The sequence below is a fragment of the Sphingobium sp. CCH11-B1 genome (assembly GCF_001556865.1).
In the GTDB taxonomy this organism is placed as follows: domain Bacteria; phylum Pseudomonadota; class Alphaproteobacteria; order Sphingomonadales; family Sphingomonadaceae; genus Sphingobium.
In genome coordinates, this window is the sequence record NZ_LSJY01000056.1 from 1 (window position 1) to 25460 (window position 25460).

The 25460-nt window shown below is 63.6% G+C and carries 18 protein-coding genes, 1 pseudogene, 2 riboswitches and 1 other annotated feature; of the genes and pseudogenes, 10 read left to right on the forward strand and 9 right to left on the reverse strand.

Features of this window, described 5'->3' with window-relative positions:
* Positions 1-53: 53 nt before the first annotated feature.
* Positions 54-1093: pseudogene (locus AX724_RS06070) on the reverse strand (IS3 family transposase); the annotation flags it as partial.
* Positions 698-812, reverse strand: a sequence feature (AL1L pseudoknot). Its footprint overlaps the pseudogene before it by 115 nt.
* Before the next feature lie 52 nt (positions 1094-1145).
* Between AX724_RS06070 and AX724_RS06080 the strand changes: the two are divergent.
* Positions 1146-1586, forward strand: a complete 441-nt coding sequence (locus AX724_RS06080) for a Fur family transcriptional regulator (protein WP_066764405.1) — start codon at positions 1146-1148, stop codon at positions 1584-1586.
* Position 1587: 1 nt separating this feature from the next.
* Here the strand turns inward: AX724_RS06080 and bioB are convergent, their stop codons facing one another.
* The 7 genes from bioB to AX724_RS06115 all read right to left on the reverse strand — a co-directional run bounded on the left by bioB (position 1588) and on the right by AX724_RS06115 (position 10420).
* Entirely contained in the window at positions 1588-2628 is a 1041-nt protein-coding gene (gene bioB / locus AX724_RS06085; RefSeq protein WP_066764407.1) for a biotin synthase BioB, read from the reverse strand.
* A gap of 153 nt (positions 2629-2781) precedes the next feature.
* Positions 2782-3498 (reverse strand): glutamine amidotransferase, encoded by a 717-nt coding sequence (locus AX724_RS06090; RefSeq protein ID WP_066764409.1) that lies wholly within the window; start codon positions 3496-3498, stop codon positions 2782-2784.
* 9 nt (positions 3499-3507) lie between these two features.
* A complete protein-coding gene (locus AX724_RS06095; protein WP_066764412.1) occupies positions 3508-3726 on the reverse strand; it encodes a DUF4170 domain-containing protein in 219 nt (72 codons plus the stop codon).
* A gap of 21 nt (positions 3727-3747) precedes the next feature.
* Positions 3748-6369, reverse strand: coding sequence for a nitrate reductase (locus AX724_RS06100; protein WP_066764414.1), 2622 nt, complete (start codon positions 6367-6369; stop codon positions 3748-3750).
* Positions 6366-6716 (reverse strand): nitrite reductase small subunit NirD, encoded by a 351-nt coding sequence (gene nirD, locus AX724_RS06105; RefSeq protein ID WP_197421493.1) that lies wholly within the window; start codon positions 6714-6716, stop codon positions 6366-6368. Before nirD ends, AX724_RS06100 begins: the two co-directional genes overlap by 4 nt.
* A gap of 3 nt (positions 6717-6719) precedes the next feature.
* Complete coding sequence (nirB, locus tag AX724_RS06110; protein WP_066764422.1) at positions 6720-9197, reverse strand: nitrite reductase large subunit NirB; 2478 nt, start codon at positions 9195-9197, stop codon at positions 6720-6722.
* Positions 9197-10420 (reverse strand): MFS transporter, encoded by a 1224-nt coding sequence (locus AX724_RS06115; RefSeq protein WP_066764424.1) that lies wholly within the window; start codon positions 10418-10420, stop codon positions 9197-9199. The genes nirB and AX724_RS06115 overlap by 1 nt, the downstream gene beginning before the upstream one ends.
* A gap of 104 nt (positions 10421-10524) precedes the next feature.
* Here AX724_RS06115 and AX724_RS06120 point away from each other — a divergent pair, with 104 nt between their 5' ends.
* The gene (locus tag AX724_RS06120; RefSeq protein ID WP_066764426.1) at positions 10525-12228 is read left to right on the forward strand and encodes a bifunctional protein-serine/threonine kinase/phosphatase; all 1704 of its coding nucleotides are present in this window, start codon (positions 10525-10527) and stop codon (positions 12226-12228) included.
* A gap of 364 nt (positions 12229-12592) precedes the next feature.
* Here the strand turns inward: AX724_RS06120 and AX724_RS06125 are convergent, their stop codons facing one another.
* Positions 12593-13867 carry an ABC transporter substrate-binding protein gene (locus AX724_RS06125; RefSeq protein ID WP_331711429.1) on the reverse strand — a complete coding sequence of 425 codons (1275 nt, stop codon included), beginning with the start codon at positions 13865-13867 and terminating at the stop codon, positions 12593-12595.
* A 233-nt stretch (positions 13868-14100) separates the two neighbouring features.
* Positions 14101-14334, forward strand: a riboswitch (cobalamin riboswitch).
* A 219-nt stretch (positions 14335-14553) separates the two neighbouring features.
* On the opposite strand from AX724_RS06125, the gene AX724_RS06130 reads away from it, so the two are divergent.
* The 8 genes from AX724_RS06130 to cobI all read left to right on the forward strand — a co-directional run bounded on the left by AX724_RS06130 (position 14554) and on the right by cobI (position 25452).
* Positions 14554-16539: a TonB-dependent receptor gene (locus AX724_RS06130; RefSeq protein WP_425516684.1), complete on the forward strand. Its 1986-nt coding sequence runs from the start codon at positions 14554-14556 to the stop codon at positions 16537-16539.
* 72 nt (positions 16540-16611) lie between these two features.
* On the forward strand, positions 16612-17658 hold the full coding sequence (locus AX724_RS06135) for a HoxN/HupN/NixA family nickel/cobalt transporter (RefSeq protein WP_066764432.1): 1047 nt from the start codon (positions 16612-16614) through the stop codon (positions 17656-17658).
* 25 nt (positions 17659-17683) lie between these two features.
* Positions 17684-18169 (forward strand): hypothetical protein, encoded by a 486-nt coding sequence (locus AX724_RS06140; RefSeq protein WP_156448008.1) that lies wholly within the window; start codon positions 17684-17686, stop codon positions 18167-18169.
* A gap of 29 nt (positions 18170-18198) precedes the next feature.
* Positions 18199-18425, forward strand: a riboswitch (cobalamin riboswitch).
* A gap of 181 nt (positions 18426-18606) precedes the next feature.
* Positions 18607-19659, forward strand: coding sequence for a cobalamin biosynthesis protein CobW (gene cobW / locus AX724_RS06145; RefSeq protein WP_066764436.1), 1053 nt, complete (start codon positions 18607-18609; stop codon positions 19657-19659).
* Between the two features lie 9 nt (positions 19660-19668).
* A complete protein-coding gene (gene cobN, locus AX724_RS06150) occupies positions 19669-22962 on the forward strand; it encodes a cobaltochelatase subunit CobN (RefSeq protein ID WP_066764438.1) in 3294 nt (1097 codons plus the stop codon).
* Positions 22959-24089 (forward strand): cobalamin biosynthesis protein CobG, encoded by a 1131-nt coding sequence (locus tag AX724_RS06155; protein WP_066764439.1) that lies wholly within the window; start codon positions 22959-22961, stop codon positions 24087-24089. Before cobN ends, AX724_RS06155 begins: the two co-directional genes overlap by 4 nt.
* Positions 24089-24718, forward strand: a complete 630-nt coding sequence (locus tag AX724_RS06160; protein WP_066764441.1) for a precorrin-8X methylmutase — start codon at positions 24089-24091, stop codon at positions 24716-24718. Before AX724_RS06155 ends, AX724_RS06160 begins: the two co-directional genes overlap by 1 nt.
* Complete coding sequence (cobI, locus tag AX724_RS06165) at positions 24715-25452, forward strand: precorrin-2 C(20)-methyltransferase (protein ID WP_066764443.1); 738 nt, start codon at positions 24715-24717, stop codon at positions 25450-25452. Before AX724_RS06160 ends, cobI begins: the two co-directional genes overlap by 4 nt.
* Positions 25453-25460: the final 8 nt, after the last annotated feature.

Sequence of the window (25460 nt, forward strand, 5' to 3'; positions counted from 1 at the left end):
CCATGGCGGCGTAATGTTTAACCGCCCGCCCACACACGGAAATCCTGACAGTCCCCGTTGATGGTCTCGGCGAGGGCGTTGTCATACGAGTCACCGACACTGCCCACAGAGGGCACCAGCTCGGCTTCGGACAGCCGCTGGGTGTAGCTCATGGCCAGATATTGCACACCCCTGTCGCTATGGTGGATCAGGCCATCCTCGGCATTTGGCCTGCGCGCATGGATTGCCTGCTCCAGGGCATCCAGCACGAACCCTGCTGTGGCGCTGGTGCTGACCTTCCAGCCTACGATCCGCCGGGCGAAGGCGTCGATCACGAAGGCCACGTAGACAAAGCCGGTCCAGGTATGAACATAGGTGAAGTCGACGACCCACAGCGCGTTGGGCCGCTTGACCTTGAACGCACGGTTGACCCTGTCCAGCGGGCACGGTGTCTTCGGATTACTGACGGTGGTAACGCAGGCTTTACCGCGCCTTATCCCTGCCAAGCCCATCGCGCGCATCAGCCGCTCCACGGTGCACTTGGCGACGTCGATCCCATCGCGGCGCAGCTGGTGCCAGACTTTGCGGGTGCCGTAGAGGCCGAAGCTGGCATCGTGGACCCGCTTGATCTGCTCTTTGATCTCGTCATCGCGCCGGGTACGCGCCGAGCGCTTGTCAGGGTCGGCAAGCCTTGCGGCGTGCTCGTGGTAGGACGATGGGGCGACCCGCAGTTCGCGGCAGATCGGCTCGATACCCAGTTCCTCGTGATGAGCGTCGATGAACGACATCACCATTTGCCGTGGCGGTCGAGCTCCGCCTGCGCAAAATATGCCGACGCCTTGCGCAGGATCTCGTTGGCACGGCGAAGCTCCTTCACCTCGCGTTCGAGAAGCTTGAGCCGTTCCCGTTCGCTAGCGGCTTGCGCCGCTGGCCCCGTTCGTCGGCTCGCCTCCTCACGGCACCACCGACGCAGCGTTTCCGCAGTGCAGCCGATCTTCCCAGCGATGGAGGTCATTGCCGCCCATTCCGAACCGTAATCGGCACGGTGCTCACCAACCATCCGAACCGCGCGTTCGCGGACCTCAGGTGAAAACTTGTTCCTTGCGTTGCTCATTATAGCTCCTTCTCACAGATAGGAGCCTCCGGGAAACCCGGGACGCTTCACAATGGGCTCGAGGATTGATCTTGAGGCGCTATGCATCGAGCGTGGCTTGCGGGTGACCGAGCAGCGCCGCGTCATTGCGCGCGTACTGTCCGATGCGGTCGATCATCCGAATGTCGATACCGTGCACAGGCGTGCCTCAGTAATCGATCCTGGTATTTCCATCGCAACGGTTTACCGAACAATCCGGCTGTTCGAAGAGGCCGGGATCATTGAACGGCACGATTTCGGTGACGGAAAGGCTCGCTATGAACCTTCGCCCGATGCTCATCATGATCATCTGGTGGACGTTGAAACAGGTCAGGTCGTCGAATTCGTGGACCCGGAACTCGAGGCACTGCAGCGTCTGATTGCAGAACGGTTGGGCTACCGGCTCGTCGACCACAAGATGGAGCTCTATGCGGTCAAGCTCGTGGACGGGCGGTCCCGGGCAACAGAGGATTGAACTACGACGAGCTGGCCGGTGTTCTTCTTTCTTCGACGCCGCCCTTCAGGGGAGCCATTGCCTTCAAGCCCAGACGCGATAGCATTTCTGTGTCCCTGTCATCGCCTGCATTGGGCGCGGTAAGCAGCTTGTCGCCGGTAAAGATTGAATTCGCTCCGGCGAGGAAGCACATTGCCTGCGTCATATCTGACATGGATTCACGCCCTGCGGAAAGGCGCACCATGGAGTGAGGCATCACCATGGAGTGAGGCATGGTGATACGCGCCGCAGCGACTGTTCGCACGAATTCGACATCGTCAATTTTCGCCAGTGGGGTATCTGCCAGCATGTCACCCAGCACCGTGCCTTTCACCGGGACCAGTGCGTTGATCGGTATTGACTGCGGGTGATCGGGCAAAGTCGCGAGGGTGTGGATGAAGCCCACTCGGTCTTCACGGGTCTCGCCCATGCCCACGATACCGCCTGAGCAGACGCTGATGCCGGCCATACGGACGTTGGCCAGCGTATCGAGCCGGTCCTTCATCGTGCGCGTGGTGATGACCTGGTCATAGCGTTCAGGCGAGGTGTCGATGTTGTGATTATAGTAGTCGAGCCCCGCTTCGCTTAGCATGTCGGCCTGTCGGGGTGTAAGCATGCCCAGCGTCATGCAGGTTTCCATGCCAAGCGCGCGCACGCCTTTAACCATCTCGATAATGGCAGGCATGTCGCGGTCCTTGGGATCGCGCCAGGCAGCGCCCATGCAAAAGCGGGTGGAACCCTGGTCGGCCGCTTGTGCGGCGCGCTGGAGGACGGCTTGCACCTCCAATAGCTTGGTCGCCTTGACACCGCTGCCTGCTTTCACCGACTGCGAACAATAGCCGCAATCCTCCTGACACCCGCCGGTCTTGATCGAAAGCAGTGTGGAAAGCTGGACCTCGTTCGCCGGGTGACAGGCGCGATGAATCTCGGCGGCCTGAAAAACCAGCTCTGTAAACGGCAGTTCGTAGAGGGCCGCGATTTCATCGCGGGTCCAATCAGTTCGGGAAACGAGGGATACGGTCATGGCCGATGCGATAGAGCGCAAAATCCTGAGCTTCGCAAGTCAGTCTCGGCAACGACATGAACAGGCCCCGACCGGTCCCAATTGTCGAAACGGGCGTATGCCATTCCTGCGGCTCGTTGACGAGCATCGGAGTTCAGACGCCTCAATATCGGGTCACTGCTCATGCAGGCCGCGCAGCCAGCATTCGAGAAGTGTTTTGGCCTTGTCGGTGAGTTCGCGTGACACGACTGCCATCGTGGCCCGAAGTTCTCGGATGTCGATGCCCGCGACTGAGAGTTCGCAGGCATGACCGATTAGCCAACGCTCGAATGTCGTGCCATCGGCTTCCGGATGGAACTGGAAGCCGATGATATTGGGGCCAACGGAGAAAGCCTGATTTCGGCACAGGTCGGTCGAAGCCAGAAGTGAAGCGCCTTCGGGAAGGTCAAAGGTGTCGCCATGCCAGTGAAGTGTTGCAGGAGCATCCGCGAAGGGAGCGAGGCAACTGGCAAGGCCGGCGTCGGTCAGTGTGATATTGCCGATCCCGATTTCCTTGATTCCGCTCGGATAAACCTTGGCGCCAAGCGCACGCGCAATGAGCTGCGCGCCAAGGCAGATACCCATTGTGGGCAGCCGTTTGCGCAATCGCGAGGCGATCCCGTCGATCTCATCGGTAAGCCAGGGGTAGAGATGTTCCTCATATGCGCCGATAGGACCGCCGAGGACGATCAGCAAATCGATTTTCGCAGAGTCCCATGGTTCGGGTCCGGCGTCAGGCGTGCAAACCCCGGCGTCTTGGTAGTGAACGGAATAATCGGCATCCCTTAACGGAGCGGTAAACGCTCCGAGATCTTCGAATGCCAGATGCCTTATGACCACCGCACGTTTCATTGGATGCCTCTAGCCTGATGCGGCAGGTTCGATCAACCGATGCAGGTGAACGACGACGTAGCGCATTGCCGCGTCATCGACCGTGCGTTGGGCCGCTCCCCTCCACGCTGATTCGGCACTTGCATAGTTGGGATAAATGCCGACCACATCGATTGCATCGATATCCTCGAAATCGAGGCCCTGCGGATCGGCCACGCGGCCGCCCATCACGAGATGAAGCTTGCTCACAAATTGTCCTTTTGGATGGCATCAGGCGGGCACGGGCTCGCCGGTTGCGGGGCTGTCCGCCAGAAGTCGCGCGATCGCGGGTCGGCACGAACCACAGTTCGTCCCGGCATTGAGCGCGGCGCCGATCTGTTCGACCGTTACCAGCGACTGGCTGGCGATCGCTTCGATGATCGTGTTCATGCCCACATCAAAACAGACGCAGACGATCGGCCCGCGATCGGGCGCCGGGGAGGCGGGCCGGCCCGCCAGCAGTTCCATGGTCGAGGCCTCGAACAGCGAAAGCTGGGCGACCAGCCATTCGCGCGGGGGCAGGCCGCCGCTGCGCGTGACATAGAGCGCGGCGCGCAGCTTGCCCTGGTCCAGCACCGCCACGCGCAGCGTGCCGCGCGCGGCGTCCATGCTTTCGATGCGCTCACCCCTGGGCAGCAGGGCCTTGGCCAGCGCTGCCGGATCGCCATCGCCCGCAACCTCGACCAGCCAGCCCTGCTGCACGCGGACCCTGGTGGCATAGGCGGCAGGGATCGCGTCGGGCAGTGCGCTTGCGATAACGAAACCGCGCCATTCGGGGGCGAATTTTTCCACCCGTGCGGGGGTGTTCTTGAAGCCGGGCTGGCCGGAATGCGGATCGACCAGCGGGCGCGGCAGCAGGCCGGTGCGACCGCCGGTGGACTGGCGGTCGGTCCAGTGGATCGGAGTGAACACCTCGCCGCGCCGCTGCCCGTCGCTGAGCGTGGCGCGAAACACGCTGCTGCCGCTGGGGGTGGAAACCGTCACCAGATCGCCATCCGCGATGCCCAGCGCGCGGGCGTCCATCGGGTGGATCTCGGCCATCGGCTCACGCAGGTGCTGCGACAGGCGCGGCGACAGGCCGGTGCGCGTCATGGTATGCCACTGATCGCGGTAGCGGCCGTTGTTCAGCGTCATCGGATAGTGCGGCAGCGTGTTCTGCAGCGCGATCTGCGTAACCGGCACCAGCCGCGCCTTGCGGTCCGGCGTGGAGAAGCGGCCATCGGCAAAGGGGGCGCCGCCCCAGCGCGCCGGCTCCATCGCATCATAGGCGGCGTTGGTGATCGCGGCGTGGTGGCTCAGATCGAACAGGCGCTTGCCGTGGTTTTCATAGGCGGAAAGCCGGGCGTGTTCGCGATAGACATCGGCGGCGCTGTCATAGGCGAAGGCATCGCGCCAGCCCATGGCCTGCGCTACCTGCGCGATGATCCACCAGTCGTGCCGCGCCTCGCCCGCCGGCGGGAAGATGGCGCGCTGGCGGCTGATCCAGCGGTCGCTGTTGGTGACGGTGCCGTCCTTCTCGCTCCAGCCAGTGGCGGGCAGCTTCACATGAGCGAAGCGGGTGGTGTCGGTATCGGCGATGCAATCCGACACGGCGACGAAGGGGCAGGTGGCCAGCGCATCACGCACAAGACCGGCATCGGGCAGCGAGACGGCGGGATTGGTCGCCATCACCCACAGCGCCTTGACCCGGCCTTCGCGGATCGAGCGGAACAGGTCGACCGCCTTCAGCCCCGGCTTGGGCGAGATCGCGGGGGAGGACCAGAAACGCTTCACGGTATCGCGGTTTTCCGGGGCAAAATCCATGTGAGAGGCTAGCGTCGAGGCCAGCCCGCCGACCTCGCGCCCGCCCATGGCGTTGGGCTGGCCGGTGATCGAGAAGGGCGCGGCCCCCGGCTTGCCGATGCGGCCGGTGGCAAGATGGACATTGATGATCGCATTGACCTGATCGGTGCCGCGGATCGACTGGTTGATGCCCTGGCTGAACAGGGTGATCGTGCGCGGATTGGCGGCGAAGAGGTCGAAGAAGGCGCGCAGGCTTTCCAGCGGCAGGTCGCAGGCCTCGGCCGTGGCTTCGGGCGTGCAGCCTTCCAGCGCATCCCAGAAACCCTCCGGCGTGGAGACAGAGGCGGACAGGAAGGCTTCGTCGACAATCCCCGCCGCGCGGCAATGGGCGAGCAGTCCGTTCATCAGGGCCACGTCGCTGCCCGGCTTCAGCGGCAGATGCAGGTCCGCATCCTGACAGGTTTCGGTGCGGCGCGGATCGATGACGACGATCTTCGTGCCGTTCGCGGCGCGTGCGGCCATGATCCGCTGATAGACCACCGGATGGCACCAGGCGGTATTGGAGCCGACCAGCACGATCAGCTGGGCTACGTCGAAATCCTCATAGCTGGCGGGCACCACATCTTCGCCGAAGGCACGGATGTGCCCGGCCACCGCGCTCGACATGCACAGGCGCGAATTGGTGTCGATATTCGCCGAACCGATGAAGCCCTTCATCAGCTTGTTGGCGACGTAATAATCCTCGGTCAGCAGCTGGCCCGAGACATAGAAGGCCACGCTGTCCGGTCCGTGCTCGGCGATGGTGTCGGCGAATTTCCGCGCGACATGGGCAATCGCCTTGTTCCAGCTCGCCCGCTTGCCCCCGATTTCGGGGTGGAGCAGCCGCCCTTCGAGGCCGATCGTCTCGCCAAGATGGGTGCCCTTGGAACAGAGCCGGCCATGATTGGCGGGATGCGCGGCATCGCCCTGGATGCGCGCCGCCCGGTCCCCTTGTCGCGTCGCCACGATGCCGCAGCCCACGCCGCAATAGGCGCAGGTCGTGCGGACACCGTCTGTCGCGGCCTCGATCATGCCATCCCCTGCAAGGCTTCCCTGCGGCCGATGAAGATGCGGCCATTGTCGATCTTTACCGGGATGGTCGGTACGCAGCCTTCGTCCTCGCCCAGCGCTTGGCCGGTCTTGAGGCTGATCCGCCAGTTGTGCAGCGGGCAGGTGACGGTCGTGTCATGGACGATGCCGTGGCTCAGCGGTCCCTGCTTGTGTGGACATTCGTTGAGCAGGGCATAGACCTCGCCGTTGGCGGTGTGGAAAATGGCGATGTCCTTGCCGCCCCGCACCGGAAGCGTGCGGGCACCCAGTGAGGGCAACTGGTCCACCGGGCCGATGTCGAGCCACCTGCCATTCAATGCATCTGGCATGGTTCAGGCTCCCACCACGGCGAAGGGACGGATTTCGGCAATGTGCTTGTGCAAATGAGCCTCCTTGCCCTCGGCGCGCTCGGCCCAGGGATCGACTTGCAGGAACGTCTGGGCGAACAGGAAGCGCGAGCGCAGTGCCTCGCGCCCCACCGCGTCCTCGACAATGCGCTGCTTCACATAGTCCAGCCCGACCCGTTCCACCCAGGGGGCGGTGCGATCGAGATAGCGGGCTTCTTCGCGGTAGAGCTGGATGAAGGCAGCGCAGTAATCCATCGCCTCCTGCTCGGTCGTAACCTTGCACAGCAGATCTGTGCCGCGCAGGTGGATGCCGCCATTGCCGCCGATGTGCAGTTCATAGCCCGAATCGACGCAGATTACGCCGAAGTCCTTGATCGTGGCCTCTGCGCAGTTCCTCGGGCAGCCCGAAACCGCGATCTTGAACTTGTGCGGCATCCACGAACCCCAGGTCATCTGTTCCAGCTTGATGCCAAGGCCGGTGGAATCCTGGGTGCCAAAGCGGCACCATTCCGATCCCACACAGGTCTTCACCGTGCGCAGCGCCTTGCCATAGGCGTGGCCCGAGACCATCCCGGCCGCGTTCAGGTCCGCCCAGATCGCGGGCAAGTCTTCGCCCTTTATGCCAAACAGGTCGAGCCGCTGGCCGCCGGTGACCTTGACCATCCTTGCCCCGAACTTGTCGGCGGCATCGGCGATGGCGCGCAGTTCATCGGGCGTGGTGACGCCGCCCCACATGCGCGGCACGACCGAGAAGGTGCCGTCCTTCTGGATGTTGGCATGCATGCGTTCGTTGACGAAGCGGCTCTGCGGGTCTTCCTCGTGCTCCGCCGGCCACTGGCTCAGCAGATAGTAGTTGAGGGCAGGGCGGCAGGACGAACAGCCATCGGGCGTCGACCACGACATTTCCTGCATGACCTGCGGGATCGATTTCAGCTCCATATCGCGGATGTGCTGGCGCACGTCCTCGTGGGTGAAGCTGGTGCACTTGCACATCGGCTTGTTCTGGCGTTCGCCGGAAAAACCATCACCCAGCGTCAGCGCCAGCAGGTTTTCGACAAGACCGGTGCATTGGCCGCAGCTCGCCGAGGCCTTGCATCCCGCCCGCACCGCGTCGAGATCCTGAGCGCCACCATTGATGCAGGCGACGACCTTGCCTTTGGAAACGCCGTTGCAGCCGCAGATTTCGGCTTCGTCCGAAAGCGATGCAACGGCGTCAAGAGGGTTTGCGGAGGCACCTCCGCCCGAGGCGAAAGCCTGCCCGAAGATCAGCGCATCGCGGACCCCGGCAATGTCTTCCTCGCGCTTCAGCAGGTCGAAATACCACGAACCATCGGCGGTATCGCCATAGAGCACCGCGCCGATGACCTTGTCGTCCTTGACGATCACCCGCTTGTAGACGCCGCGCGTCGCATCGCGCAGCACGATGTCCTCGCAGCCTTCTCCGCCCGCGAAATCGCCGGCGGAGAACACATCGATGCCAGATACTTTGAGCTTGGTTGAAGTGACCGATCCGCGATAGGGATTGGGGGTTTCCAGCAGGCCATCGGCCAGGCTGCGGCACATGTCCCACAGCGGCGCGACCAGGCCATAGACCATGCCGTCATGCTCGACGCATTCGCCGACCGAGAGCACATCGGGATCGGAAGTGACCATGTGGTCGTCAACCAGAATGCCGCGATTGACCTCAAGTCCGGCCTCGCGTGCCAGCGCGGTCGCGGGGCGGATACCGACCGCCATGACTACGATCGAACAAGGGATTTCGCGCCCGTCCTTCAGACGCACACCCTCGACCTTGCCATTGCCATAGATTTCGCCGGTATCGGCGTGGGTCAGGATGGTCTGGCCGCGCCGCTCCAGTTCGCTCTTGAGCAGGTAGCCCGCCGCTTCATCCAGCTGGCGCTCCATCAGTGTTGGCATCAGGTGGATCACGGTCACCTTCATGCCGCGCAAGGCCAGACCATGCGCCGCTTCGAGGCCAAGCAAGCCGCCGCCGATCACCACGGCATCGCCGCCGCCCGCTTTTTCAGCAGCTTTGGCGGCATCGAGCATCCGGTCGACGTCATCCAGATCGCGGAAGGTGACCACGCCGGGCAGGTCCTTGCCCGGCACGGGGATGATGAACGGATCGGACCCCGTAGCGATCAGCAGCTTGTCATAGCTGACTTGCTTGCCCGACTTCGCGGTCACCACCTTGGCCGCGCGGTCAATCGCAGTCACCGGATCGCCGCTGACCAATTCGATGCCGTTGTCGGCATACCAGGCGGCATCGTTGATGACGATGTCTTCAAATGCCTTTTCGCCTGCCAGCACTGGCGACAGCATGATGCGGTTGTAGTTCACCCGCGGTTCGGCGCCGAAGATGGTGATGGCATGGGCATCGGGCGCACGGGAGAGAATTTCCTCCACCGCGCGGCACCCAGCCATGCCGTTGCCGATGACGACGAGTTTCTGTTTCGATGACATCAGATGCGTACTCCCTGGATGGCGGCACCCCAGGTCGTGCGCCAGCGCTTTTTGACCGAGGTGAGGCCGGCAAGCGCGATCAGCGCCAGCGCGGCAAAGATGAGGAAACCGGACGAGGCGCTGCCTGTCCACTGCTTGGCAAGGCCGAGCGAGGAGGCGAGGTAGAACCCGCCAAGGCCGCCGCCAAAGCCGACGAGGCCGGTCATGATGCCGACCTGATGGCGAAAGCGCTGCGGCACCAGCTGAAACACCGCGCCGTTGCCGATGCCCAGCGTCGCCATCACCGCAAAGAACAGCGGGAACATCGCGGCAAAAGCGATTGGCGCAAAAGCGATGCCAACCAGCAATACGGAAGCGACCATGTAAACAATCGAAAGCGTGCGGATGCCACCGATGCGATCCGCCAGCGCGCCGCCGAACGGGCGCACCAGCGATCCGGCGAAAACGCAGGCCGCCGTCGCATAACCGGCCTGGATCGGGCTCATCGCCAGTTCGCCGGTGAACCACAGCGGCAGCGACCCGCCAAGGCCGACGAAACCGCCGAAGGTAACGCCGTAGAACAGCATGAACCACCATGCATCGCCTTCGCGCAGCATCCCGAAATAGCTGGCGACATATTCGCCCATCGACTTCGCCGGTGGCTGGTCCGGGCTGTCCTTGACCAGCACCATGTAGGCGATGAAGACGATGACCAGAGGAATGAGCGCGAGGCCCAGCACGTTGTTCCAGCCGAAGGCTTTGGCCAGCAGCGGTGCGAACAGCGCGGCGAACACCGTGCCCGAATTGCCCATGCCGGCGATACCCATGGCCTTGCCCTGATGCTCTGGCGGATACCAGCGTGAGGCGAGCGGCAAGGCGACGGCAAAGGCTGCGCCAGCGAAACCGAGCACCACGCCCACCGCAATCGTGCCATTCAGGCTGTTCACCCCGAAGAACCATGCCGCGAACAGCCCGGCGATTACCACGACCTGCCCGATTGCGCCGGTCACCTTCTGGCCGATGCGATCGACAAGGAAGCCGTTGACGAGGCGCAGCACTGCGCCCGCGAGTGTCGGCACCGCGACCATGAAACCCTTTTCGGCGGGGGTCAGGATCAGTTCCTTGGCGATGATCGGTGCCAAGGGGCCGAGCATGTTCCACACCATGAAGGCGATATCGAAATAGAGGAACGCCATGATCAGCGTCGGCCGATGGCCGGATTCCCAGAATGATTTCCCGCTCATGCGGCGCAGTTCCTTTCAGGAGCGATTAGGGCTTGACGAAGGGGCTTGCCCGAATGTCCTCTCGTGCGTGTGCGAGTACGCGCACAAGGGAAGGATCGGGATTGATGATACCGGAGGGACGACTGCTGGTGGCCGGGGGCCATTCGTCCCAGACGGGCGCAAGGCCTGAAAATCAGGATTTTGTCGGCATCTACACCGCCAGTGAACTGGAACGGATGCGCCGCGGCATGATCGCCGTGGTGGCCGATGGCGTGGGGGGCGGCATCGGCGGCGACCATCGGGGCGGCCGGATCGCCGCCGAACTGGCCGTGCGCGAAGCGATCGACGGGTTCTATTGCCAGCCGGATACCATCGGCGTCGCCGCTGCCGTCCAGCGAGTGATGGCACCCTTCAACCGCTGGCTCTGTGCCATGGGCCGCAGCGATACGATGGCCCATGCGGCAACCACGTTCACCGCCTGTGTGCTCAAGGGACGTAAGGGGCATGTCCTGCACGTCGGTGACAGCCGCGCATGGCATTTCCGCGACGGCCGGCTGACCCTGCTGACCGAGGATCACACCCGTTCGCATCCAGACCAGCGCCACATCCTTTACCGCGCGCTCGGTATCGAGGAGCGGCTGCGGCTCGATCACCACGAGATCGCCCTGGCCGAACATGATCGCATCCTGCTGACCAGCGACGGCGTGCATGGGACGCTTTCCGCCAGGCGCATCGAGAAACTGCTTGGCGCGCGCAATTCTGCCGAAGCGGATGCCATGGCCATCGTCGATGCGGCGCTTGCCGGGGGAAGCCAGGACAATGCGAGCGCTGTCGTTCTCGATGTCGTGTCGTTGCCGGGCGTCGGCCATGACAGCGTGGCCGGAGACATCGACAAGCTGCCCATCCTGCCGCCGCCCGAAACAGGGGGCAGCGTGGATGGCTTCAAGCTTGACCGGCTGCTGTCCGATGGACGCTACACCCGCCTGTTTCGTGCTGTTGATTCGGTGAGCGGACAGGTGGTTGTCGTCAAGTTCCCCAAGCCGGCCCTGCTGTCCGAAGGTGGCGCAAAACTGGCGTTCATGCGCGAAATTCTGGTCGGCAGCCGGATATCCAGCCCCTTCGTGGGGGGCGCGATCCCCGTGCCGCAGGACCGGCAGAGCCAGCTTTACGGCGTCCAGCCCTATTATGAAGGGCAAACATTGGAGCAGCGTCTGGGCAGCCAGGTCAGTCTGGAAGAGGGGCTGGCCATCGCCGTCCGCCTGACCCGCGCGGTTGCGGCCCTGCACAAGCTCGATATCATTCATCGCGACATCAAACCCGATAACGTCATCTTGACCCAGGATGGCGGACTGAAGCTGGTGGATCTGGGCGTCGCGCGGCTGCCCCGGATCGACGAATTCGCAGAGAACGAGATACCCGGAACGCCCAGTTATCTCGCTCCCGAGATGTTCACCGGCAATCGCGGCGATCAGCAGACAGATATGTTCGCGCTGGGGGTCACGCTGTGGCGCCTGTTCGCGGGCCGCTACCCCTACGGCGAGATCGAGCCGTTCACCCGCCCGCGTTTTCGCAAGCCCGATATGCCCAGCGTCCACCGCACGCAGCTTCCGGCCTGGCTCGACGCGGTGCTGATGCGATCGGTCTCTATCGAGCCGGAGGAACGCTATGGCGACGCTATCGAACTGCTGCGTGCTCTCGAGGGCGGCGCGGCTGTGGCAAGGGTCAAACAGAATTTCGTGCCCTTGATCGAGCGCAATCCCGCGCGCTTCTGGCAGATGGTTTCGTTGATGCTGCTGGCGGCGTTGATCGCGGCCCTGGCGATGCGGTAACGCGGCGCAAGGTAACCAAAGGATCGCGGCAACGCGAACCTCGTGCTTCTCTTGTCCAGACGCGTTTTCCAGCACTCAAGCCCACTCCCGGTTTCCCTGGCGAAACGCAAAAATCCGCGCGGCCCGGGAATCGCGTTCCCAGGCTGCGCGGCTTCGTTGCCTCGCCAGAATCTGCAATGTCCCTCGCGCCAGAATGGACGCGGCGGGTGTAACCAATGAGAGCGCCGTTGCTCTCAAGCTTGGCGCAACTGTCCAAATTGCACGCAGATTTCAAGTGAAATATTGCATTGCACAATTATTGGGCGCTTGCAGTAGTCGCTGCCCAATTTACAGGCAGCCATTCAGTTGTCGCAACTGGTCTCGATCATTTTTCCGACGCTTGGGTTGAATCGAGATAGTCCCGAAGCCGGTTCGGATCGAACAGTCTGCCATCAAAAAAGCGGTCGGCGCCAAGGATGAGCCGCCCCTGGGTTGTTCCAACCGCCATGGTTCCGGCGATTGCGCCTTCAAGCTTGGCACCAGCTCCCGGAAGTGCGGCATCGACAACGCGTAAAGCCCGCCGGTAGACATCGGGCCTGAAGACTCGTTGGGCGCTTTCGTAGGCTTCGGCATTTGGCTGGGCATGGCCGGCCAAACACATCTGCGCATAGAGCCAGGCAGCCTGGCTGGACCAGGGGAAATTGGCCGCCTCGCGGTGCTGGAACATGAAGTCCGGAACATGAACCGGCTCGCATCCTTTGGCGAAGAGTATCCTGTCGGTCATGGCTCGCCGAATTGCATCGGCTGCCGCACCGATATAATTTTCCCGGGCAAGAATGCCGACGATTTCGTCGGTTCGCTCATGATCGATAAAGGCAATTCCAGCACGATAAAGGGCGCGAACAAGCTGGTCAGTGATCTGCGGATTTTCGCTCATACGCTGTGTTGGCATGGCCAGCACCTTTTCAACGCCGCGACGCCAGATTTGCGATGTCATGACCGCGATTGTGCCGTGCCCGCGATCGACCGCAACACTGTTCCAAGGCTCTCCGACGCATATCCCGTCTACTTCACCCTGCCCAAGTGCGTCAGCGGCGAAAGGAGGAGATACGACGGTGATCTTAACGTCCCGGTCCGGGTCAATGCCGCAGCCTCGCAGCCAGTAGCGGAGCATGTAGTTGTGGCTGGAATGGCGATGCACCACGCCAAAGCGAAGGTGCGAACCCTGGTCTCGTCGTTCACGCGCGACTTCAGCCAGCTTCTTGCCGATCGCGGCCGCATCGCCGGGCTTGCCGGGATGAGTGATGCGATCAGCGATTTCAGGTCGCACTGTCACGGCATTTCCGTTCAGGCCGAGCACGAAGGGCACCGACAAAGGAGTAGCCGGGCGCCCGACACCGAGGGTGACGGCAATTGCCAGGGGAGCAATCAAATGCGCTGCGTCGGTATGCCCATAGACCAGCCTGTCGCAAACTGCCGCCCAACTGACATCCCGTACCAATTCGATATCGAGCCGTTCATCCTCCGCATAACCAAGTTCGCGGGCAAGGATCGGCAAGGCTGCATCGACCAGCGGAAGAAATCCGATTCGCAGTTTGTGAGCTATCAGTCCTCCTCCAACCCGGATGCGCCCGTAGGCCGGCCACGCTTGAAACCGGATTTACCAGCAGCAGGTCTATGACCAAAGCCGGAGCAGATGACAACAATTGCCAAATCGGCACCGAAACCTGGGCCAGCTGATGCCGGAGGCGACTGTCGCAAGCGAAATCCGCTGCTATACCTCTATCATTATCCCGACTGCCTCATCCGCGACAATGTGTTTTCAGGATGTCCTGCACGGCAATTGGATTCTTCACTCTTTTCCCCTATGCGAGCTGCGAAAGCGATTCTGTGGCTTTCATTGATCGCGCCGGTGCCCCCGAAAGGGGCTTAATCGGGAATGCGGTGCGGAAGCTTGCTTCCAAATCCGCGGCTGTCCCTGCAACTGTAAGCGGATAGCGCGATGCACATCGCTCCTCTTTGTAGGGGCAGCCACTGGGCCGGACGCTAAATCATGCGAGGCCTGGGAAGGCGTGCATCAAGCTTTGACCCGTGAGCCAGGAGACCTGCCGGCGTGTGGTCGCTCTTGCCTGGTCCAGGGGATGGCTGCGGCACGGTGAACTCCGTCTGAGCGACGAACGAGCGGCTGGGGCCGCATCGGAGACGTGCGTCGGCAGCCCGTGGCGTCCGGCCGCCGCGCGTGTCGCCCGTTCGCGCGGGTTTGCCCCGGCCACGTCGCAAGACGCCGGGGGACTATTTGTGATCAAGACCATCATGACCAGCGCGCTCGCGCTGACCTTTACCGCCATGCCTTGCTATGCCGAAACGGCAGCTTCCGAAGCCGATGCCGGTGAAATCGCCGATGAGGCCAGTAGCGAAATCGTAGTTTTTGGGCGCGGAGAAACCAAAATCGGTACGGCCCAGGCCGCAAGCGAGGGCAGCGTTAGCGGCGCCGATCTGCTGGTACGCCCTTTGCTGCGCGTGGCCGAACTGCTGGAAGCGGTTCCAGGCATGGTCGCGGCCCAGCATTCGGGCAGCGGTAAGGCGAACCAATATTTCCTGCGTGGTTTCAACCTCGACCATGGCTCGGATTTCACTACCTATATCGATGGGGTGCAGATGAACTTTCGCACCCATGGGCATGGCCATGGCTATCTCGATCTCAACGGTCTTATTCCTGAGATCGTCGCGCGCGAGGATTTCCGCAAGGGTCCATATCGCGCGGACGGCGGCGATTTCGCGCTGGCCGGCGCGGCCTATATGACCACGATTGACGGCTATGACCGGCCCTGGGTATCGGCCGAGGGCGGCTCCTACGGCTGGCGCCGCGCTGCGGCAGGCGGGACATTGCATGATCTGGGGGCGGGCGATCTTACGCTGGTCGCCCAGGCAAAAACCTACGACGGGCCGTGGCAGGAACCAGAGCGCCTGCGCCACTATTCGGGCTTTGCCAAATACCACTTGCCGATGGGCGCGGGTACGATCGAGGCGTCGCTTCACGGTTACCGGGCGACATGGCGGCCGACCGAGCAGATCCCTGAGCGGATCGTGGGAACTGCATTGTGCGCCGATGTATTTTGCTCGCCCGATCCCTCCGCACGGGGGGAGACAACGCGCCTGATCGGCAATGTTGCGGTCAAACAACCCACCTGGCACGCCAATGCCTATGCCCAATTTTACGACTGGTCGATGTTCTCCAACCCCACGTATACCGACCCGGATGGCACAGGTGCGCAGATCGATCAGTTTGATCGGCGCTGGGTGATGGGGCTGAACGCCCAAAAGCAATGGGACGTCAGTCCAGCGCTGACGCTGACCGTCGGGACCGAGAACCGCTATGACGCCATCGGCAATGTCGGCGTTGACAGGACGAGCAACCGCGCATTTCTGGCCTCGCTTGGGCACTACCGGGTCAAGGAGCTGTCATCCGCGCTTTATGGCGAGGCCAGTTGGAAGCCGTTGGCAGGGCTGCGGGTGATAACGGGCCTGCGCGGCGACCATTATCGCTACTCGGTTCGCGCGCGCGATGCCGTTGCCGCCGGGTTGGGCGAGGGCCGAGGCTCTGCCTCCCTGGTCTCACCCAAGGCGTCTTTCGCTTATGAGATCACGCCGCATCTGGAAGCCTATGCCAATTGGGGGCGCGGTTTTCATTCCAACGATGTGCGTGGCGCGGTGAATGTCGATACGCCGGTCCCGGTGCTGGTGCGCGGCACGGGCAAGGAATTGGGCGCGCGCGTGCAATTCAAGGGTGTCACGCTGACCACGACCTATTGGTGGCTGGATGTTGACAGTGAGTTGCGCTTCGTCGGGGATTCCAATGCTGTCGAGCCTTCCGGTGCCAGTCGGCGGCGCGGTTACGAGATTGTCGCATTCTGGCGACCGTTCCCCTGGCTGGCACTCGACGGGAATTACACCGCGAGCTACGCCCGCTATGAAAATGGCGATCATATTCCCAATGCCTTCGAGAACGCGGCATCGGCAGGTGCATCGCTGATTCTCGATCCTTGGGTCGCGAGCCTTCGGATGCGCCACCTCGGACCGTCTCCGCTGGTTGAGGATAATAGCCTGCGCGATCCGGGCAGCACTGTCGTCAACGCCCGGGCCGCATGGAAGGGAAAAAGGGTCGAGATCTACGGTGAGATGCTGAATCTTCTGGGGAGCCGCGAAAAGGACATTGCCTACTTCTACGAGTCCTACTTGCCCGCCTATGACCTCGGCGGCCCGGTGGAGGGACGGCTCAGCCGCGTGGTGGAGCCGCGAACCGTAAGAATTGGCGCGAAGGTAACTTTCTAGCCGCTCTTACTCTGCGCGGCGCTGAATCCGGCGCCGCGCTTCCTGTGTCCCCAAGCATCAGCCGAGATCGCCATGACCCAGATTGTAACACCGCCCGTCCTGTCGTTGCGCCGCCGGATCGGCATATTGTTCGCCGGTTTGATCGCGGCAAATATCGCCGTCTGGGTCTGGGCATTCAGCCTGTTCCATACGCAGCCATTGATGCTGGGCACCGCCTTGCTTGCCTGGGGACTGGGTCTGCGCCATGCGGTCGACGCCGATCATATTGCCGCCATCGACAATGTGACCCGCAAGCTGATGCAGGACGGGAAGCGGCCCATCGCCGTGGGATTCTGGTTTGCAATCGGGCATTCCGGAATCATTGCCATAGCATCGATCATCATTGCGGTGACGACCAGTGCACTGTCAGGGTTTGGCGCCTTCAAGGAAATCGGCGGCGTGGTTGCAACCGTGATTTCCGCGATTTTCCTGTTCACGATCGCCGGCATGAACCTTGTTATCTTGCGCTCCGTCTGGCGGACTTTTGCCCATGTTCGCGCGGGCGGCCACTATGTTGACGACGATCTTGATCTGCTATTGGGTGGGCGCGGGCTGCTCTCCAGGCTATTCAGGCCGATGTTCCGCCTGGTGAACAAGAGCTGGCATATGGCCCCGCTGGGTTTTCTGTTCGGGCTTGGGTTCGATACCGCAACCGAAGTCGCCATTCTGGGCATGTCGGCCAGTCAGGCTGCCGATGGCCTGTCGATCGGCACGATTCTGGTCCTGCCCGCCCTGTTCGCCGTCGGCATGGCCTTGATCGATACGGTGGACGGCGTGGTGATGCTGGGCGCTTATGAATGGGCCTTCGTGAAGCCGATCCGCAAGCTCTATTACAATATCACCATCACCCTGATCTCGGCCATCGTGGCGATTGTCATTGGCGGAATCGAAACGCTGGCCCTGATCGGTGACAAGCTGGGCCTTGAGGGTGCGCCATGGCGGGTCGCCGTTGAACTGGGCGAAAATTTCAATGGCCTGGGCTTCGCCATCATCGGACTTTTCGTGTTCTGTTGGCTGGCGAGTTTCGCGATCTACCGCTGGAAGCGTTTCGATGAAATCGAGGTCTCGGTCGTTGCCTGACCGGTCCCGTGTCGATCGTTGTGTCTTGCTCCGGCACGACGACAAGTCCTGCACCGTCTCAATCGATCTTGATGTCCGTATGCCGCTCGGACTTCGTGTGCATCGCGGTGAGCGTGACGCCGCGATCCGGATGCTGATGGCGCGTTCGACCGGAACATTCGTAAAATCCAGCCGAAGCTGTGTCTTTGAGCCAGACTCGATACAGTCTGCGGAGGATCTCGTCGATGCCATACGGAAACGGCTTTTCGGGATAGCGTGCAAGCCTGTCAGCCAACGGCAGGTCGAGGATATTCTCGGTATCACGTCCCGCGAGCGGATACGGTGGGGCAAGGACGGCCGCCTGCCCCGATCGGGGACGTGCCGGATCAGAAAAGGCGCAACAGAGATATCGCTCTGGACCTATCCCTGCGATGCGATCGAACGGCTGGCCGCCAACCTAGGCGAGATACAGGGGTGGCGCGAAGCAGATAGTGTGACAACAGCAATTGGCTTGGCTTCCATCTTCGTCTAGGGCGATCATCGAAGGACTGGTTGATTCCATCCTTCGATGATCGCGCCGGTGCCCCGCAAGGGGCTTAATCGGGAATGCGGTGCGGGAGCTTGCTCCCAAATCCGTGGCTGTCCCTGCAACTGTAAGCGGATAGCGCGATGCACATGCTCCTGAAGTCAGGAGCAGCCACTGGACGGCGCATTGCGCCAAGTCTGGGAAGGCGTGCATCAAGCTGTGACCCGCGAGCCAGGAGACCTGCCGGCGCACCGGTCGCTCTTGCCTGATCCAGGGGATGGTCACGGCACGGTAACTCTCCGTCTGAGCGACGAAGCTGTGTGGCTGGGGCTGCACGGCCGTGTGGTAACGGGTGCTTCATCGCGCCCGCCCGTCGCCGCGCGCCGACCGGACTTGTCCGGCAAGCCCCGCCGTGTCTCGCTCTGGCGCGCGGAGAAGTTGCCATGCCAGACCTGTCCAAGGTCTCCCTGTCAAAGGTGCCGGTCACGATCATTACGGGCTTTCTGGGCGCAGGGAAAACCACGCTCATCAGCCATCTGATCCGCAATGCCGGTGGGCGCAGGCTGGCGGTGGTGGTCAACGAATTCGGCACGCTGGGGGTGGATGGCGACATTCTGCAATCCTGCGCCATTCCCGATTGCCCGGCGGAAAACATCGTCGAACTGGCCAATGGATGCATCTGCTGCACCGTGGCGGACGATTTCATCCCGACGGTGGAAAAGCTGCTGGCGCTTGATCCGCGCCCCGATCACATCCTGATCGAGACATCGGGTCTGGCGCTGCCCAAGCCGTTGCTCAAGGCGTTCGACTGGCCTGCGATCCGCAGCCGGATCACCGTGGACGGCGTACTGGCGCTGGCCGATGCCGAGGCGGTTGCGGCAGGGCGGTTTGCGCCCGATGTGGCAGCGCTGGATATTCAGCGCGCCGCCGATCCGAGCATCGACCATGAAACACCGCTGTCGGAGGTGTTCGAAGATCAACTCGCCTGCGCCGATATGGTTCTGCTCACCAAGGTCGATCTGGCCGGACCCAAGGGCGTCGCCGCCGCGCGCGCCATCATCGCGGCTGAGGCGCCGCGCCCTGTGCCGGTTATCGAACTCACCGAAGGCGTGGTCGATCCGCGGGTGATCCTGGGCCTTGGCGCCGCAGCCGAGGACGACATTGCAGCCCGCCCATCGCACCATGACGGTAATGACGACCACGAGCATGATGATTTCGACAGCACCGTCATCGCATGGGGCGAGATCGCCGATCCGGCGGCCCTTGTCGCGCGGATCGAAACGCTGGCCAGCGATCACAATATCCTGCGGGTGAAGGGCTATGCCGCCGTTGCCGGCAAGCCCATGCGGTTGCTGGTGCAGGCGGTGGGCGCGCGGGTGCGTCATCAGTACGACCGCCCGTGGCGCTCTGACGAGACGCGGCGCACCACGCTCGTCGCCATTGCCGAGCATGATCATATCGATGCCGACGCCATTCGCGCGGTGCTGCTGGGGTAGGCGCACGCCATGCACGTCATCTTCCGCGAAACCCATGGGATGGAGGAAACCGCCGTCCCGCAGGATCTGGGGCAAGAGCCTGCGGACCTGGTGGTCCTGTCCTTTTCGGACAGCGACCTGGGGGCCTTTGCGGCGGCATGGCATATGGCCCGCGCGGCCGATGCGGCATTTCCGTCCTTAAGGATCGCCAATCTGGCCGCGCTTATGCATCCGCTATCGGTCGATACTTATGTCGAGCGGACGCTGTTCCGCGCGAAGGCGATCCTGATTCGGCTCATCGGCGGTACGCCCTATTGGAGTTACGGGCTGCAACAGGTCGAGGCTTTGGCTCGCTCGCGCGGCATCGCGCTGGCCGTGCTGCCCGGCGACGGCTGGGAAGACGCGCGGCTGGATGCGGCTTCGACCGTCCCGGTGTCCGCATTGCGAGAACTTGCGCAGTTGTGTGATGCGGGGGGCGCAGGGGCGGCGCATGCGGCGCTTGCCGGATTGGCACGGCTGGCAGGACTGACCGATACGCCTGCCCAAGGTTGCGAGCCTTTGGCTGTGGCGGGAGGTTGGCATCCCGACCATGGCGTGGTCGATCCCGATGCCTTCGCGCACAATCCCGGACGGCCCCTGGTCCTGATCATATTCTATCGCTCTTATCTGACCGCGCACGATCTGGACCCGTTTGCCGCCCTCCATGCCGTATTCGAGCGGCGCGGCTTTGACGCGTTGTCGATTTTCGTTCCCTCGCTGAAAGCTCCGCAGGTACGCGATCAGGTGGACCAGTGGGTGCGCGGCCTTGGCCCGGCGGCGATCATCAACGCCACCGCCTTTTCCGCGCGCGGCGAGGACGGCTCTACCTCGCTCGATGGCGCGGGCGTTCCGGTGTTTCAACTGGCGCTCGCTACGTCCGGCCGCGCGGCCTGGGCGACGACATCGCGCGGGCTGTCCCCGGCAGACCTCGCCATGCATGTCGTTCTGCCGGAGATTGACGGGCGGGTCTTTGCGGGAGTCGCCAGCTTCAAGGAGGCGGGGACGCGCGATCCCGACCTTGCATTCGCCCGCAACGTCCATCGCGCCGATCCCGACCGGGTCGAGGCGATCGCTGCGCGGGTGGCGGGCTGGATCGCCCTCGCCCAAAGGCCGGTTGCCGAGCGGCGCGTTGCTCTGGTCCTGTCGACCTATCCCGGCAAGGTATACCAGATGGCCCATGCCGTAGGGCTGGATGCGCTCGCCTCAGCCGAGGCGATCCTGGCCGACCTGGCGCAAGCGGGATATGCCACGGCGGCCCAGACCGATCTGGCGATGCGCCTTGAAAGTGGGCATCTGCAATGGCCGCTGGCCGAGTATCGCAAGGCGTTGACGGCACTGCCCGACGCCTTGCGCGCTGATCTTTCCGCCGTGTGGGGCGAGCCGGAAGCCGATGTGGCAGTCGTCGATGGCGCGTTCTGTTTTGCCGCGCTGGCTGTCGGCAACGCGCTGGTCGCCTTGCAGCCCGAACGCGGTGGCAGCACCAGTCGCGACGAGGACTATCACGATCTCTCCCGCTGTCCGCGCCATGGCTATGTCGCCTTCTATCTCTGGCTCCGCGCAAGGGCTGTGGACGCACTGGTCCATATCGGCGCGCATGGCACGCTGGAGTGGTTGCCGGGCAAGTCTGTTGCCCTTTCGGATACTTGCTGGCCCGAGGCGCTGACCGGCGCGATGCCGGTGATTTATCCGTTCATCGTCAACGATCCCGGAGAGGCGGCACAGGCCAAGCGGCGCATCGGTGCGGTTACCATCGGACACGTTCCGCCGCCGCTGGCGCAAACCGAAAGCGGCGCGGGGCTGGCCCGGATCGAGGCGCTGCTGGATGAATTCTCCAATGCCGACGGGCTCGACCCGGCCCGCCGCGACCGCCTGCAAGCAGCCATCCGGGAGGAAGCGCGAACGCTGGGGCTTGAGGCCGAGCTGGGCCTTGATAGCGCGGCCACTCTGGTCGAGGCGATCACCCGGATCGACCGCTTCGTTTGCGACGTCAAGGAAAGCCAGTTCGGCGACGGCCTGCACGTGTTCGGGTGCGGCGATCAGGGCGCAGCCGAGCGGGCCGGATTGCTGGCGGCGCTGGACGGACGACGCGTTCCTCCCGGTCCCTCCGGCTCCCCCTTTCGCGGGCGAAGCGATGTGCTGCCAACCGGGCGCAACCTTTATGCGATAGACCCGCGCGTGGTGCCCTCGCGCGCCGCCCATGCGCAAGGCGTGACACTGGCAGAGGAACTGATCCGGCGGCATTTGCAGGATCATGGCGATTATCCGCGTGGGCTGGTGGTCGATCTGTGGGGATCGGCCACGATGCGCACGGCGGGCGAGGAATTCGTCATGGCGCTGCACCTGCTCGGCGCAAAACCGGTGTGGGACATGACATCCGAACGGGTAACGGGTGTCGAGATCCTGCCGCTGGCGCTGCTAGATCGCCCGCGCATTGACGTGACCCTGCGGGTTTCCGGACTGTTCCGTGATGCCTTCCCGGCGTTGCCCATGCTGTTTGGCCAGGCGGTGCGCGCGCTGTGTTTGCGGGATGAACCAGCGGACTGGAACCCGTTTGCGGGGCAGGCAGCGGCCCCGCGTGTCTATGGCCCGGCTCCGGGCCGCTATGGACTGGGTCTCGGCGATGCGGCCGAGGTCTATACCGATGCGGCCCGGCGCGCTGCCGGAGAGGCGTGGCTGGCGGCATCGGACCATGCGTTCGACGCGACCTGCGATGCGACCGGGGCCGTCCCTGATCCAGACGGCCTGCGTCGGCGCGTTGAAGGTGCAGACGCCTTTGTCCATCTTCAGGACTTGCCCGAAACCGACTTGTTGCTGGCCGCCGACTATGTCGCACACGAGGCAGGCTTTGCCGCTGCCAAGGCGCTATCGGGCGGGGTGTCGGCGCTCTATCATCTCGACAATCGCGACCCGCTGAATCCGGTCGCGCGCAGCCTGACCGAAGAAATCGCCCGCGTCGTCCGCGCCCGTGCCGCGCATCCGGGCTGGATCGCAGGCATGATGCGGCATGGTTTTCGCGGAGGCGCGGAGCTGGCCGCGACGCTGGATCATATGGGCGCTTTTGCCCATCTTTCGGGCAGCGTGCCGCCGCATCTGTTCGACCTCTATCACGATGCGACGTTGGGCCAGGCCGATGTTCGCGCCTTTCTTGAGCGCGAAAACCCCGGCGCGCTGGCGGCGATGGAAGCCCGCTTCGCCGCGCTCCATGCCGCCGGGCTGTGGCAGACCCGGCGCAATTCCATCATCGCCAGCCTGCCCATCTCGGTCGGTCTTGAGGACAGGGCATGAGCAGCTTTGCGGTGAAGGGCTGGTGCCCCGATGCGTGGCACCCGATGATGGCAGGCGACGGGTTGCTGGTGCGGGTCAAGCCCCGGCTTGGCTGGCTGACCCGCGCGCAAGTGCTGGGCCTGTGCGATGCCGCCGTGTTGCATGGCAATGGCCTGATCGACATCACCGCCCGCGCCAATCTCCAGCTTCGCGGGATGCGCGAAACCGGCTGGCAGGCGCTGCTCGACCGGTTGCTGGCGCTCGATTTGGTGGACGGCGACCCCGTCATCGAACAGCGGCGCAACATTCTGGTCGCGCCGGATTGGCGCGCCGGCGATGACAGCCACCGCATTGCGGGCGAATTGCTGGACCGGCTGGGTGAACTACCCGATCTGCCGGACAAGGTGGGCTTTGCCATCGATGCGGGTCAGGCCTGCGTCCTGCGTGGCGAGGTTGGAGATTTCCGCATTGAACGCGGCGGAGATGGCAGCTTGATCCTGCGCGCCTACGGCTATCGGGGCGGTGTTGCGGTTGCTGCGGGTCAGGAAGTGGACGCCCTGATCGCGCTGGCCCATTGGTTTGTGGCAACCGGCGGCGCGGATGCGGGGCGCATGGCCCGGCACACGGTTGCCTTGCCCGAATGGGCCTGTGGCGACATTCGGCCTGCGCCGTCGGCTGCCCGCGTCGTGCCGGGCATCCATGATCTGGGCTGGGCTTATGGCCTGCCGTTCGGCCGGATTGAGGCGCCGATACTGGCTGGTGTGATGGAGGCATCGTCTGCCGGAGCGGTGATGATCACCCCGTGGCGGGTGCTGGTCGTGGAAGGCGCGCCTGCCATGCAGGTGGATGGCCTGATCACCGACCCTGCCGATCCGCTGCTGCATGTCGATGCCTGCCCGGGCGTGCCCTGCTGCCCTCAGGCCTCGGTCGAAACCCGCGATCTTGCCCGCCGCCTTGCCCCGCATGTCGCCGGACGGCTGCATGTTTCGGGCTGTGCCAAGGGCTGTGCCCGCCCGCGCGCAGCCGATGTCACGCTGACGGGCCGCGATGGACTGTTCGATCTTTCCCTGAACGCGCGCGCCGGAGGGCCTGCGATTCGCTCCGCGCTTGGCCCGGCCGACACTCTTGCCCATTTCGGAACCTCCTGATGCCTCATGTCTATGAAACCGATGGCGCTGCCATCTATCGCCAGTCCTTCGCAATGATTCGCGCCGAAGCCGATCTGCTGCGCTTTTCAGCCGATGAGGAACAGGTGGCGGTGCGCATGATCCATGCCGCCGGGATGGTGGATCTTGCCGCGCATATCCGCTTTTCATCCGGCTTTGCGAGTGTTGCGCGGGCAGCGCTGGCCGCTGGCGCGCCGGTGCTGTGCGATGCACGGATGGTGTCCGAGGGGATCACCCGCGCACGGCTGCCCGCCGCCAATCCGATCATCTGTACGCTGAATGCGCCGCAAGTGCCGGACATGGCGCGGGCCATGGGCAACACCCGTTCCGCCGCCGCGCTGGAACTGTGGCGACCGCATCTGGCAGGCGCGGTAGTGGCCATCGGCAACGCGCCGACCGCGCTGTTCCATCTGCTGAATATGCTGGAAGATCCCGATTGCCCGCGCCCGGCGGCGATCATCGGCTGTCCGGTGGGCTTTGTCGGCGCAGCCGAATCCAAGGCCGCGTTGTGGGCCGCGCCGCCGGTGCCGTGCTGCATCGTCGATGGGCGGCTGGGCGGCAGCGCGATCACGGTGGCCGCGATCAACGCTCTCGCGAGTCGCGCCGAATGAGTGTGACCATAGCTTGCGGAACGATCCACGGCGTCGGGCTTGGTCCCGGCGCGGCCGATCTGCTGAGCGTGCGCGCCGACCGTCTGGTGCGCGGGGCGCGCCACGTTGCCTATTTCCGCAAGGCCGGGCGGCCGGGACGGGCGCGGCGGATTGTCGATGGCATGCTGCGCGCCGACGTGATCGAAATCCCGATGGAATATCCGGTGACCACCGAAATTCCGCTGTCCGACCCGCGCTACAACGACTGTCTTTCCGCCTTCTATGCCGAATGCACGCAGCGGCTGCTCGTACTGGCACAGGCGGGCGAGGATGTGGTTGTGCTGTGTGAGGGCGATCCGTTCTTCTACGGCTCGTTCATGCATCTTCATGGCCGTTTGGCAGGCTTGGTCCCGGTGACGGTGGTGCCGGGCATCACCGGCATGGCCGGGGCATGGAACGCGACTGACATTCCCATCACCTGGGGCGACGACGTACTGACGGTAGCCATGGCAACCCTGCCCGAGGACGAACTGGCCCGGCGCATCCGCGATACTGATGCGCTGGTGGTGATGAAGATCGGGCGCAACCTGCCCAAATTGCGCCGCGCGGTGGCGGCGGCCGGGCGCGAGGACGCCGCCTGGCTGGTCGAACATGCCGCCATGCCCGGCCAGCGCGTCACGCGGTTGATCGAGGCGACCAGCGTCACACCCTATTTCTCGATCCTGCTGATTCATGGACAGGGAAGGCGGCCATGAGTGCCGGG